Source organism: Komagataeibacter xylinus (genome assembly GCF_031081985.1).
Classification (GTDB): domain Bacteria; phylum Pseudomonadota; class Alphaproteobacteria; order Acetobacterales; family Acetobacteraceae; genus Komagataeibacter; species Komagataeibacter xylinus_E.
Window position 1 is genome coordinate 63,836 of sequence record NZ_JARWSK010000005.1, and the last position, 13,057, is coordinate 76,892.

Consider the following 13,057-nt stretch of genomic DNA (forward strand, 5'->3'; position numbering starts at 1 on the left):
ATCATGACCGACAATAGCCAGCCATACCATCCCTTCCCTTCCGCCGGCCGTCCCGATGACCGCCATGCGGATACCACCGATTTCGGCTTCCGCGATGTGCCATTGCGCGAGAAGAAATCCATGGTGCGCGAAGTCTTTGACAGCGTGGCCTCCAAATACGACGTCATGAATGACGTGATGTCGCTGGGCATTCACCGCGCGTGGAAAAAGATTTTCGTCAACGAACTCGCCCCCCACCCCGACCTGTCGCTGCTCGACCTGGCCGGTGGCACGGGCGATATCTCGTTCGGCTGGCTGCGCGGCGGGGGCGGGCCTGCCATCCTGTCCGACATCAATGTGAGCATGCTCACCGTGGGCCGCAACCGCGCGATGGAGCGCGGGCTGGTATCAGGCCTCAACTTCATGGCGGTCGATGCCGAGGCCATTCCGCTGGCCGACAATTCGGTGGACCGCGTCTCCATCGCCTTTGGCCTGCGCAACTGCACCGACAAGCTGCAGGTCCTGCGCGAGGCGCGTCGCATCCTGCGGCCGGGCGGGCGGTTCCTGTGCCTCGAATTCTCGCGCGTGCAGGTTGCAGCGTTTGCGCCTGTGTATGATGCTTGGTCCTTCCACGTCCTGCCACGCATGGGGGCGGCGATCGCGGGCGACCGCGAGAGCTACCAGTACCTCGCCGAGAGCATCCGCATGTTCCCCGACCAGGAAACCCTGGCCGACATGATGCGCGAAGCGGGGCTTGAGCGCGTGTCCTACCAGAACCTCTCGGGCGGGATCGCGGCCATCCACTCCGGCTGGAAGATCTGATGGGGGCACGGGCAGACCGTTCTGTCCTGCTGGTGGTGTGTGGGGGGATTGCCGCCTACAAGGTACTCGAACTCATCCGCAGGATCAGGGAACACGGCATCCGCGTGCGCACGGTGCTGACGCAAGGGGGCGCGCGATTCGTCACGCCCCTTTCGCTTCAGGCGCTGAGCGGTGAGCGCGTATACAGCGACCTGTTCTCCCTGACCGATGAAAGCGAGATGGGCCATATCGCCCTTTCGCGCAGCAGCGACCTGATCGTGGTCTGCCCCGCCACCGCCGATATGCTGGCCCGCATGAGCGCGGGCCGGGCCGATGACCTCGCCACCACCGTGCTGCTGGCCACCGACACCCCGGTGCTGGCCGCGCCCGCCATGAACGTGCGCATGTGGCAGCACCCCGCCACACAGGCCAATATCGCAACCCTTGCGGCCCGTGGCGTGGAATTCGTCGGCCCCGAGACCGGGCTGATGGCATGCAACGAGCACGGGCCGGGCCGCCTGGCCGAGCCCGACTCGATCCTTGCCGCCATTCTGGCCCGGCTGGATGGCGAACAGCCGCTTGCGGGCCGCCGCGTGCTGGTCACCGCAGGCCCCACGCATGAGCCGATCGACCCGGTGCGCTACCTGGCCAACCGCTCATCGGGCACGCAGGGCTATGCCATTGCGCGCGCGCTGGCGGAAGCCGGGGCTGAGGTGACGCTGGTCAGCGGGCCGACCACCCTGCCCGACCCGCCGGGCGTGCATATCGTGCGCGTCGAGACGGCACGCGCCATGCTTGCGGCCTGCCAGCAGGCCCTGCCGTGCGATATTGCCGTGTGCACCGCCGCCGTGGCGGACTGGCATGTGGATGAAGCCCCGCAGAAGATCAAGAAAACCGCAGGCCAGCCCCCGCCCGCGCTCCGCCTTGTGCCCAACCCGGACATTCTGGCCGTGCTGAGCCAGCCATCCCCCACCCGGCCGCGACTGGTGGTAGGCTTTGCCGCCGAGACCGAGCATGTGGTCGAACACGCCACCGCCAAGCGCCTGCGCAAGGGCTGCGACTGGATCGTGGCCAATGATGTCAGCCCCGAAAGCGGCATCATGGGCGGGGCTGAAAACGAGGTGGACCTGATCGACGCCACAGGCTGCACCCACTGGCCCCGGCTGGACAAGACGCAGGTGGCGCAGCGCCTCGTCGCCCGCATCGCAGCCTTTTTCAACGCACCACATGTTGACGGACACACTTCATGAGCCTCTCCCCCCTGCCCATTCAGGTCAAGCGCCTGGCCCATGCGCATGACCTACCCCTGCCCGCCTACGCCACCGAGGGCGCTGCCGGCATGGACCTGCTGGCCGCCGTGACCGAACCCATGACCATTGCGCCGGGTGGCCGCGCGCTGGTGCCCACGGGGCTGTGCGTGGGGCTGCCGCGTGGCTATGAACTCCAGATCCGCCCCCGCTCGGGGCTTGCGCTCAAGCACGGCGTGACCCTGCCCAATGCGCCGGGCACGATTGATGAGGATTATCGCGGCGAGATCGGCATTATCGTGATGAATGCAGGCAATGCGCCCTTTGTGGTCGAGCGTGGCATGCGCATTGCCCAGGGCGTGCTCGCCCCCGTGGTGCGCGGTGAGTGGGTGGAATACGCCGAACTTGATGAAACCACCCGTGGCGCGGGCGGCTTTGGCAGCACGGGCACGGCAGGGTGAGCACAGGCGGCCAACCGGGTAACCTGCGCGTCCGCCCCAATATGGCGGACCTGCTCGGCCTGCTTGCCATCATGGCGGGTGCGGTCGTGGTGGCGACGGCGGGCCGCCACATGCTCGTACCCATTCCCGCAAGCGAGGCCGGGACCATCCACCTCAGCCCGGCCTACCTGCCCGGCTATGCCGTGCGCACCACGCTGCGCATGTTCGCAGCCCTTGCGGCGTCGCTGGTGTTTACCTTCACCTATGCCGTATGGGCCGCCAAAAGCAGGCGGGCGGGGCAGGTGCTGGTGCCGCTGCTGGATATCTTGCAGTCGGTGCCCATCCTGGGCTTCCTCACCTTTACGGTCATTTTTTTCCTCGGGCTGTTTCCGGGGCGGATGATGGGGGCGGAACTTGCCGCCATCTTCACCATCTTCACCAGCCAGGCATGGAACATGGCCTTTGCTATGTACCAGTCGCTGCGCACCGTGCCGCCTGACCTTGAGGAAGCCGCCCGCTGCTTTGGCCTCACCCCGTGGCAGCGCTTCTGGCGGCTCGAGGTGCCCTTCGCCATCCCCGCGCTGGTGTGGAACACCATGATCTCGATGTCTGGCGGGTGGTTCATGGTCGTCTATTCCGAGACAATCACGGTCGGCAATACCGATATCGCCCTGCCCGGCATCGGCTCGTATGTGGGCGTTGCGATCGAGCAGCGGAACCTTGCCGCCATTTTCTACGCCATTCTCACCATGCTGGCCGTGATCCTGGCCTATGACCAGCTTCTGTTCCGCCCGCTGGTGGCATGGTCCGCGCGGTTCCAGACCGATGACGGCGCCCCCCTGGCGGCGCCCGACCCGTGGATGCTGGTGCTGCTGCGCCGCACGCACCTGCTGCGCCGTTTCTGCCTGCGCGTGGGCGATGGCATGACGCGCATCGGCTGGCTGGCCCTTGGCCCGCGCCCGTCTGCCCCGGCGCGCGCGCTTATCCCTCCCCGCCTGATGGATGCGGCCTGGATTGCCGGGATTATCCTGTGCGCCCTCACCCTGGGGTGGAAAACATGGACCTTCTCCCTCACCCATTACAGCACGGGGCAGGTGCTGCATGTCATGGCGCTCGGCGGGCTGACGCTGCTGCGGGTCATGTTTACGGTGCTGGTGGCCTCGGTGATCTGGGTGCCTGCGGGCATTTGGCTGGGCCTGTCGCCCCGGCGGGCGCGGCATGCGCAGATGGCGGCGCAGTTCATGGCCGCCTTCCCCGCCAACCTGTTCTTTCCGCTCGTGGTAGTGGCCATCGTGCACTGGCACCTCAACAGCAATATCTGGCTCACCCCGCTCATGCTGCTGGGCACGCAGTGGTATATCCTGTTCAATATCGTGGCCGGGGCCTCGTCCTATCCCGGTGACCTGCTCGAGGCGGCGCGCAACTTCCACGTCAAGGGCTGGCTATGGTGGCGGCGGGTGATGCTGCCGGGCATCACGCCCTATTTCATCACCGGCGCGCTGACCGCATCGGGCGGGGCATGGAATGCCGCCATCGCCACCGAGGTAGCCAGCTGGGGCGACACCACCCTGAGCGCGCAGGGGCTGGGCGCCTATATTGCCCATGCCACCGTGGCGGGAGCAACCGACCAGGTGGGGCTAGGCATGGCGGTCATGGCGGCCTTCGTGCTGCTGCTCAATCGCGCGCTTTGGCGCCCGTTATCCAATTATGCCGCCCGGCATTACACTTTTGACTGAGAGCGCCTGATGCCGCAGCAAGCCACTCCCCCCGCCCCGAAGCAGACCGGCACGGAACTTGTCCGGATCGTCAATTGCAGGCAGGCCTACCCCAAGGAAAGTTCGACCGACCTCGTGGTGCTTGATGGCGTGAACCTGAGCATCCGCAGTGGTGAGATCGTGGGGCTGCTGGGCCGCTCGGGGTCGGGCAAGTCCACGTTGCTGCGCATTATCGCGGGGCTTTTGCCGCCCACCGCGGGCGAGGTGATCTGGAAGGGCAAGCGGCTGGAGGGGCCGGCTGCGGGCATTTCCATGGTGTTCCAGTCCTTTGCGCTGTTCCCGTGGCTGACGGTGCAGAAAAACGTGGAACTGGGGCTGGAAGCGCAGGGCGTGGCGCCTGCCGAGCGCGAGAAGCTGGCGGAAGATGCGATCCACCTGATCGGGCTGGGCGGGTATGAGAATGCCTACCCCAAGGAGCTTTCGGGCGGCATGCGCCAGCGCGTGGGGCTGGCGCGCGCCCTTGTGGTTCATCCCGACCTGCTGCTGATGGACGAGCCGTTCTCGGCACTCGACGTATTGACGGCTGAAAACCTGCGCACCGACCTTGTGGAACTGTGGGCGGAGAAGAAACTGCCCATCCAGTCGATCCTGCTGGTCACCCACAATATCGAGGAGGCGGTGCTGATGTGCGACCGCATCCTCATCTTCTCCTCCAACCCCGGCAGAGTGGCCTATGAGCTTCAGGTGCCCTTCGAGCACCCCCGCAACCGCGAGGACATGGCCTTCCGCCAGTTCGTGGACCGTATCTACGCGCTCATGACACGCCGCGCGCCGGTCGTGTCTGAGGCGGACATGACCGACCCGGACATGAAGCATGTGCAGATCACGGCCGATGCCGTGGCCCTGCCCGCCCTGCCCATGAACACCATCGTGGGCATGATGGAAACGCTGGCCGCCGACCCGCTGCATGGCCGGGCCGACCTGCCGCTGCTCGCCAGCCGCCTGCAGCTTGAGCTTGATGACCTGTTCCCCCTTGGCGAATCCCTACAACTGCTGGGATTTGCCGAGCTTGAGGATGGCGACATCCTGCTCACGCCCGAGGGCATGCGCTTTGTGCAGAGCGAGCACGACATCCGCAAGCACATCCTGTGGCAGAGCATGCTGCACAACATTCCCATGGTGCGCACCATCCGCGCCGTGCTGGACGAGCGCCCCAACCACCGCGCCAGCGCCGAGCGCTTCCGCGATGAACTCGAGGACAGCATGTCCCCCAACTACGCCCGCCAGACGCTCCAGACCCTGATCGGCTGGGCACGTTATGCGGAACTGTTTGATTTTGATGAGGAAGCGGACCAGCTTTTTCTGGATGATGACCCGACGGACCGTAGCTAGCGGATAGAAGTTTCCGGGCGCTGCCTATTCTCAAAAAGGCAGCGCTTCCCGAAGCTTTTTGAAAAAAGCCTTAACCGGCGGAATCCACCAGCCGGTCACGGAACAGGCGGCGCATCTTGGCGATCTTGGGCGGGATGACCGCGCTGCAATACGGGTTGCCGGGGTTACGGGCAAAATAGTCGCGGTGATAATCCTCGGCGGGCCAGAAATGCTCCAGCTTCGCAATCTCGGTCACGATCGGGTTGGGCCAGACATGCTGGGCCGCGATTTCATCCCGTATGGCGTAAGCCGTCTTTTCCTGCGCCGCATCCTGCCAGAAAATGGCGGAGCGATACTGCGTGCCCACGTCATTGCCCTGCCGGTTGGGCGTGGTGGGGTCATGCATGACAAAGAAGATGCGCAGCAGGTCAGCACAGGACAGCTCGGCGGGGTTGAAGGTGACGCGCACGACCTCGGTATGCCCGGTGCGGCCCGTGCAGACCTGTTCATAAGTGGGGTTGGGGGTATGGCCACCGGCATAGCCCGGCTCGATCGCCTGCACGCCGCGCAGTTCCTTGAACGGCGCTTCAATGCACCAGAAGCAGCCCCCACCGAGCACCAGTGTCTCCAACGCGTTTGCGGTCATGGTGGCGTCCTTCCCCAAAATGATGTGAAGAGAATGTTCCAGAAGTTTTTGGTGAAGCTTTTTTCAAGAAGCTTCGAAAGAACGCCGCCTTTTTGAAAAAAGGCGGCACCCAAAAACTTTTCTTCCTTTAAGCAATCCGCGCAAGGGCCGCCTTGAGCCGCACGCGCTCTGCCTGGAACGCCTCCAGCCGCTCGCGGTTTTCGGCCACGACTTCGGGCTTGGCGCGGGCAACGAAATCGGCATTGCCCAGCTTGCGCTCGACCTTGGCAATCTCGCCATCCACCTTGGCGCATTCCTTTTCCAGCCGCTGGCGCTCAACGCTCAGGTCAATGATCCCGGCCAGCGGAATGACCAGCGTTGCTTCATCCACCACAAGCTGGGCAGCCCCCTGCGGCATCTCGCCCGCAAGCGGCTGCACTTCGGACACGCGGGCCATGCGACCGATCGCTTCCGCCCATTTGGCGGCACGCGCCACGGTGGTGGCCGAGGCATCACGCAGCAGCACGGGGGCCAGACGCGAGGGCGGCACGTTCATTTCCGAGCGCACGGTGCGGATGGCGGAAATGAAGCGGATCAGCCATTCCATCTCCTCACGCGCGTCCTTCGCCCCTTCCAGATGTTCGGGCTGCGGCCACGGCGCGGTGATGAGCGAGCCTTCGCCACCAAAGCCGAAATGCTGCCACAGCCGGTCGGTCATGAACGGGGTCACGGGCTGGAGCAGGCGCAGGATAGTGCCCAGCACATGGGCGGCCACCGCACGGGTCTCGACCGCTTCCGCCGTATCGCCCGCGGCAAAGACCGGCTTGGCCAGTTCAAGGAACCAGTCGCAGAAGCAGTTCCACACAAAGCGGTAGCACGCGCCCGCATATTCATCGAAGCGGAAGGCTTCCAGCGCCTTGCTCGCCTCTTCCACCGCCTGCGCCAGTTCGGCGAGGATCCACCGGCCCAGCGGAGACTGCACGGAGGCCGGGCTGAAGCCTGCAACCGGGGCCACGCCGTTCATCTCGCAAAAGCGCGCGGCATTCCAGATCTTGGTGATGAAGGAGCGGTATTCCTCCACCTTTTTCGGGCCAAGCTTCACGTCGCGGCCAAGGCCGGTGAGCGAGCAGATGCAAAAGCGCATGGCATCCGCGCCGTAGCTGTCGATCATCTCCAGCGGGTCGATGCCGTTGCCCTTGGACTTGGACATCTTCTGCCCGCGCTCGTCACGCACCAGCCCGTGGATAAACACCTGCCGGAAGGGCACATCCTTCATGAAGTGCAGGCCCATCATCATCATCCGCGCAACCCAGAAGAAGATGATGTCAAACCCTGTGACCAGCACATCGGTGGGGTAATAGCGCGCCAGTTCCGGTGTCTGCTGCGGCCAACCCAGCGTGGAGAACGGCCACAGGGCGGAGGAGAACCATGTATCGAGCACATCCTCGTCACGCGTCAGCACCGTGTCCTGCCCGTAATGGGCGCGGGCCTGGCTGGCGGCATCGGCTTCATCATGGGCAACGAACACATGCCCATCAGGGCCGTACCAGGCGGGGATGCGATGCCCCCACCACAGCTGGCGGCTGATGCACCAAGGCTGGATGTCGCGCATCCAGGCGTAGAACGTATTTTCCCACTGCCGGGGCACGAATTCGATCTTGCCGGTTTCAACCGCCTCAATGGCGGGACCGGCGAGAGTCTTGGCATCGCAGTACCACTGGGTGGTCAGGCGCGGCTCGACCACGGCGCCACTACGCTCGGCATGGGGCACCTGATTGGTGTGCGGTTCGATCTTTTCCAGCCATTCCAGCCGCTCAAGCTCGGCCACCATGGCCTTGCGCGCCTCATCACGCGGCATGCCAGCCAGCGTGCGCACAAAGGCGGGGTCGGCCAGCCCTTCTTCCGCGCGGAGCTCGCCCTCGATCTCGGCCAGGGTGATGCGGGCTTCCTCATCAAGCACGCTGGGCATGTCGAGCTTGTGGCGGCGGCCGACCTCAAAGTCATTGAAATCATGCGCGGGCGTGATCTTGACCGCGCCGCTGCCCTTGGTGGGATCGGAATGCTCATCAGCCACGACAGGAATGCGGCGGCCGGTCAGCGGCAGGATGACGTTCTTTCCCACGAGGTCGGCAAAACGTTCATCATCGGGGTGCACGGCCACGGCCATGTCGCCAAGCATGGTCTCGGGGCGGGTGGTGGCAACCGTGATGGTGCGGCCCGGCTGGCCCTCGACAGGGTAGCGGATATACCACAGGCTGCCCCGGCTCTCGCGGTTATCGACCTCAAGGTCGGAGATGGCGGAGCGGAAGGCGGGGTCCCAGTTGACGAGACGGCGGTCGCGGTAGATCAGCCCTTCGCGGTAAAGGGTGACGAACACCTCTTTCACCGCATCCGACAGGCCATCATCCATGGTGAAGCGCTCGCGCTGCCAGTCGAGCGAGCCGCCAAGGCGGCGGAGCTGCTTTGTAATGCCGCCGCCGGATTCGGCCTTCCATTCCCACACGCGCTCGACAAAGGCGTCGCGGCCCATTTCCTGGCGCGATGTGCCTTCCTTTTGCAGCATGCGCTCGACCACAAGCTGGGTGGCGATGCCGGCATGGTCGGTGCCCGGCTGCCACAGCGTGTCGCGCCCCTGCATGCGGCGCCAGCGGATGAGCGTGTCCTGCAATGTCATGGTCAGGGCGTGGCCGATATGCAGCGTGCCCGTAACATTGGGCGGCGGAATCATGATGGTATAGGGTTTTGCCGTGCTGTCAGGCTGTGCGCTGAACGCGCCACTGGCCTCCCACAGGGCATAGAGGGAGGTTTCTGTCCCGGCGGGGGAGAACGACTTGTCAAGCATCACGAAAAACCAGATCCACCATAATCAGACGCAGGGCAGGACAACGCGCCCGGCCACGGGCAGATATACCCCAAACCGGCGCGAAGGGAACGCCTTGGCCCGTAATCTTTATGCCGGGCAACAGATCATGTGCTGATGGTGAATACGACATGGCCGGAGGGTCGGGGCCAAGGATGGCGCGCCCGACATGTTGGCGATACCCCCACGGACACCCCCGGCATGCCTGTCACCGGGTGTTTCTCCCTGTCATCGGCTGTCATAGCCAGAGGGAAGAAAACGGCAGATTTTCGGGGGTTGTGTCAACGCCTGTCCTTCCCTGTCATGGAAGAACTGGAGGTCTGGGCGGGAATCGAACCCACATTCGCGGATTTGCAGTCCGCTGCATCACCATTCTGCCACCAGACCTCGGCGGTGCAAGGGGTATATCCGCTGAAATGCCTCTCAGGTCAAGCCGTTGTGTGCGGCGTTCTGGTTGTTTCCCGAGCAAAGCGGCGCATAAATACAAAAAAGCCGGAAAAAATTTTCGCCCGTCCGGCCGGGTTGCCGCTTCAGCACCCTGCGGGGCAGCGTGTTTCAAGGAAACGTTAATGGACAGGACAGACCCCGATTACGCGCCACTCGATTTTGTTGCCGCCCGGCAGCGCATGGTCGATGCCCAGATTCGCCCCTCGCAGGTCGGCAATGCCACGATTATCGCCGCCATGCGCACTGTACCGCGTGAACGCGCCGTGCCTGATGCGCTGAGGGCCTTCGCCTACTCCGACCAGAACCTGCCGCTGGGCGAAGGACGCTACCTGACCGAGCCACGGGTGACAGGGCGCATGCTGCAGGTGGCCGACCTGCGGCACGGCGAGCGGGTGCTGGTGGTTGCGGCGGGCACGGGCTACCTCGCGGCCCTGCTGGGTGCGATGGCGCTTGAACTGCATGTCACCGCCCTCGAATCCGACCCGCGACTGGCCACCATGGGCAAGGCCCTGTGCGCTGCCTGCGCGCCCGGCGTGCAGTGGTGCGACGGACCGCTGGTCAAGGGGGCACCGGCCTCGGCGCCGTATGACCTGATCTTCATTGATGGCGCGGTGCGCGCCGTGCCGCAGGCCATTGTGGAGCAACTTGCACAGGGCGGGCGCATCATTGCTCCCATAGCACCCGCATCGGGCGTGACATCGGTCAGCCGCATTGCCGCGACAGCGCAGGGCAGCGCGGTGCAGCCATTGTTCGAAGCCGCCGTGCCCGTGCTGCCTGAACTGGCCCCTGCCCCCGCCTTCGTGTTCTAGCCGGTTAACCCGCACGCAACATCCTGCCGCTAGGACTGGCCGGGGGCGGCCTGTCATGGTGCTGCCCGGCATATCAGGCTGGCAGGGGCGGACATGAAGGGAAACTGGGCAATAGGGGCGGGCAGCGCCGCACTCCTGTGTAGCGGCACCGCACTGGGGGGCGTGCCGCAGGCGGCCGAGCAACCGCGCACGCTGGATGCGGCCCTTGCCGCGGCCTATCTGGGCAACCCGATGCTGCGGCAGGAACGCGCCACCCTGCGGGCAACGGATGAGCAGGTGCCGCAGGCCCTGAGCGGCTGGCGGCCAACGATTACGGGCACGGCGAGCATGTCCTATTATTCCGGCCTGATGCGCATGGAGCCCTCATCGGGGGAGAGCGGCTATGCCCGGCGGTATGAAAGCCCGGGCTATTCCGGCGGGGTCAGCATTTCGCAGCCCATCTATACTGGCGGCAAGACCACGGCCAGCACGCACAAGGCCCGCCATGCAGTCATGGCCGAGCGCGCGCGGCTGATCGCGGCGGAGGAGCAGGTCTTCTCCGATGTGGTCAGCGCCTATGTCAATGTGGTGGAGGATGAGCAGATCCTGCACATCGACATCAACAACGAGCAGGTTTACGCCGCCCAGCTTCATGCCACCGAACTGCGCGCCCATGGCGGCGAGATTACCCAGACCGACGTGGCGCAGGCGGCAGGTGCCTTGGCCAATGCCCGTGCCGTAAGGCAACTGGCCGAAGGCACGCTGCTCGCCGATCGCGCCACCTACCGGCAGGTGGTGGGCGTTGACGCGCCCGATGACCTTGCCCTGCCCCAGCCGCTTGTCCTGCCGCTTCATACCGAACAGGACGCCATGACGCAGGCCGTGCAGAACAACCCTGACGTGATTGGCGCCCTGTTTGACGAGGCGGCAAAAAAGGATGCCGTCGGCGTGGCCTTTGCCGCCCTCATGCCCACGGTCAGCGCCCAGGCGGCCTATATGCATGGCATCAACCAGGATGAGGGCCGCTCGCTCAACAATAACAAATACGCCCTCGTCAACGCGTCCATGCCGCTTTATCAGGGCGGGGGCGAATATGCCGCCGTGCGCATGGCCCGCCAGCAGGCCAATGAGGCCACCCATACGGTGGATGTAAAGCGCCGCGCCGCCGTGCAGCTCGCGGCTGCAAGCTGGCAGCGCATGCAGGCCAACCGCGCCGCGATTGAAAGCAACCGCGCTGCTGTCGAGGCCGATGCCACCGCCCTGCACGGCATGCAGCGGCAGGTGATGGTGGGCACCACCTCAACACTTTCCGTGCTCCAGCAGCAGGAAACCCTGCTCCAGGCCCAGATTGCGTTAGTACGCAGCGCGGGCAATCTTGTCATTTCCTCCTATCAGGCCACCGCCGCCATTGGTCGCCTGACCGCGCGTGACCTGAACCTTGACGTGCCGCTTTATGATGAACGCGCCTATTACCGCGCCGTGCATGACCGGCTGTGGGGCATCAGCGATTACGCCACCAGCCAGCCGGGACGGTAGGCGCAGGAGCCAGAGGGGCCCGTGCGCCATTTGCAGCAATGTTTATTGGAGGCAGCGTTATTTGAAGCTTTTTGCAAAAAGCTTCACCAAAAACTTTTTCATTATGGCTGGCTTTCTATCCGGGCATCACTTTTTACACGGATACAGGCACGTACCCCATTGCGCTTATGCAATCTGCTCAATGCGGCACCGGGCGCAAAGGGGGGCGGACGGGATGTAGCTGGCAACCGCCGCCTGCATGGCGGCAAAACTGCTGCCGTAGAAATAGAGCGCCGTTTCGCTATTCCCTTCCCAGTAACCACGCAGTTCCCCTGTATGGCCAAGTGCCGCACTCAGCCCCTCGATTGTTTTATTGATATCAGACCGGGCATAGGTTTCGGCTGGCAGGTCAGTGCCGTTCATGAAAATGGCCATGCCTTCCAGCACGCCAAACGCGATGGGGGCTGCCGCACCCGGCAGGCGCAGTTCCGACCCCTTGGGCGCGCCAAGCTGGTCAAGGGCCTGCATGACCTGTTTCAGCACGGTTTGTGATGCATCCTTGACCGCGATCTCGATATCGCAGGCGGAAATGCCGACCGGATCGGGCGCAAGGGCCGTGCCCCCGCCCACGACTTCGCCAATACCCATTTCATGCAGCATGACATCAAGCGGATCTTCAAAAACACTGCCCCGCTGGACCGGCTGGAGGCGGGCATTGAGATGGGCCACCACAACGATGGGTGCGGGGGCAGCGGGGAGTGTATCGGGCACTGTCTGTTTTCCTATCCTGCGGTGTAAAACACAGTGTTATATTCAATATGGTTTATTTTCAATCACCACAGGCTTTTTTCAGGTCGCCATTCATCTTCTATCATTTCTTTCAAAGATTGATAATTCACGACCCATTCCATGGGCAGTTTACGCTGTTCCTCAGTAATGTTTTCAACAGCCCACCCTTTTTCACCATCCCAGAAGCACCAGACGGGAATTTTTCTTGTTCTGGGGTCAGGTATGCCGTACCGAAATATCGGTATTTCCTGACTTTCCGCATCAAGTGGAACGTGTCCGACTTTATGGGCCAGCCTGTGCTTGACAGCCGAAAATATTGGATAGAACGTCAGAAATGCTACAGGAGATTTTGATATTTCTACGGCATCAGGATAATTTTCGGTATAGAATCCCGAAAAACCCGGATCATCCACCCAAATTGCTCAACACGCTTTATGTATTGCAGATAGGCCTTTCCCTTATTGGCGTCCATGTAAAAAA

General features: G+C 63.7%; 11 protein-coding genes and 1 tRNA gene. 7 read left to right on the top strand and 5 right to left on the bottom strand.

What is annotated here, in order from left to right; all coding sequences use genetic code 11:
* Positions 1-3: 3 nt before the first annotated feature.
* From QEG70_RS10665 to QEG70_RS10685, 5 genes are read left to right on the top strand one after another with little or no spacing between them, the layout of a single operon-like run.
* Positions 4-801: a class I SAM-dependent methyltransferase gene (locus tag QEG70_RS10665; protein ID WP_308720640.1), complete on the top strand. Its 798-nt coding sequence runs from the start codon at positions 4-6 to the stop codon at positions 799-801.
* The gene (coaBC, locus tag QEG70_RS10670; RefSeq protein WP_308720641.1) at positions 801-2,030 is read left to right on the top strand and encodes a bifunctional phosphopantothenoylcysteine decarboxylase/phosphopantothenate--cysteine ligase CoaBC; all 1,230 of its coding nucleotides are present in this window, start codon (positions 801-803) and stop codon (positions 2,028-2,030) included. The genes QEG70_RS10665 and coaBC overlap by 1 nt, the downstream gene beginning before the upstream one ends.
* On the top strand, positions 2,027-2,488 hold the full coding sequence (gene dut / locus QEG70_RS10675) for a dUTP diphosphatase (protein ID WP_308720642.1): 462 nt from the start codon (positions 2,027-2,029) through the stop codon (positions 2,486-2,488). The genes coaBC and dut overlap by 4 nt, the downstream gene beginning before the upstream one ends.
* A 41-nt stretch (positions 2,489-2,529) precedes the next feature.
* A complete protein-coding gene (locus QEG70_RS10680) occupies positions 2,530-4,203 on the top strand; it encodes an ABC transporter permease (RefSeq protein WP_308720848.1) in 1,674 nt (557 codons plus the stop codon).
* A gap of 9 nt (positions 4,204-4,212) precedes the next feature.
* The gene (locus tag QEG70_RS10685; RefSeq protein ID WP_308720643.1) at positions 4,213-5,574 is read left to right on the top strand and encodes an ABC transporter ATP-binding protein; all 1,362 of its coding nucleotides are present in this window, start codon (positions 4,213-4,215) and stop codon (positions 5,572-5,574) included.
* A 70-nt stretch (positions 5,575-5,644) separates the two neighbouring features.
* On the opposite strand, the gene msrA is transcribed toward QEG70_RS10685, so the two are convergent.
* The 3 genes from msrA to QEG70_RS10700 form a co-directional block, all read right to left on the bottom strand.
* Entirely contained in the window at positions 5,645-6,199 is a 555-nt protein-coding gene (gene msrA / locus QEG70_RS10690) for a peptide-methionine (S)-S-oxide reductase MsrA (protein ID WP_308720644.1), read from the bottom strand.
* 127 nt (positions 6,200-6,326) lie between these two features.
* On the bottom strand, positions 6,327-9,020 hold the full coding sequence (locus QEG70_RS10695) for a valine--tRNA ligase (protein ID WP_308720849.1): 2,694 nt from the start codon (positions 9,018-9,020) through the stop codon (positions 6,327-6,329).
* A gap of 331 nt (positions 9,021-9,351) precedes the next feature.
* Positions 9,352-9,425: transfer RNA gene (locus QEG70_RS10700), tRNA-Cys, on the bottom strand.
* 182 nt (positions 9,426-9,607) lie between these two features.
* Here QEG70_RS10700 and QEG70_RS10705 point away from each other — a divergent pair.
* Both QEG70_RS10705 and QEG70_RS10710 read left to right on the top strand, forming a co-directional pair.
* Positions 9,608-10,294, top strand: coding sequence for a protein-L-isoaspartate O-methyltransferase family protein (locus tag QEG70_RS10705; protein ID WP_308720645.1), 687 nt, complete (start codon positions 9,608-9,610; stop codon positions 10,292-10,294).
* A 93-nt stretch (positions 10,295-10,387) separates the two neighbouring features.
* Entirely contained in the window at positions 10,388-11,809 is a 1,422-nt protein-coding gene (locus QEG70_RS10710; protein ID WP_308720646.1) for a TolC family outer membrane protein, read from the top strand.
* Positions 11,810-11,974: 165 nt separating this feature from the next.
* On the opposite strand, the gene QEG70_RS10715 is transcribed toward QEG70_RS10710, so the two are convergent.
* Together QEG70_RS10715 and QEG70_RS10720 are read right to left on the bottom strand one after the other, a co-directional pair.
* Positions 11,975-12,559: a hypothetical protein gene (locus QEG70_RS10715; protein ID WP_308720647.1), complete on the bottom strand. Its 585-nt coding sequence runs from the start codon at positions 12,557-12,559 to the stop codon at positions 11,975-11,977.
* Between the two features lie 62 nt (positions 12,560-12,621).
* Entirely contained in the window at positions 12,622-12,990 is a 369-nt protein-coding gene (locus QEG70_RS10720) for a hypothetical protein (protein WP_308720648.1), read from the bottom strand.
* Positions 12,991-13,057 lie beyond the last annotated feature (67 nt).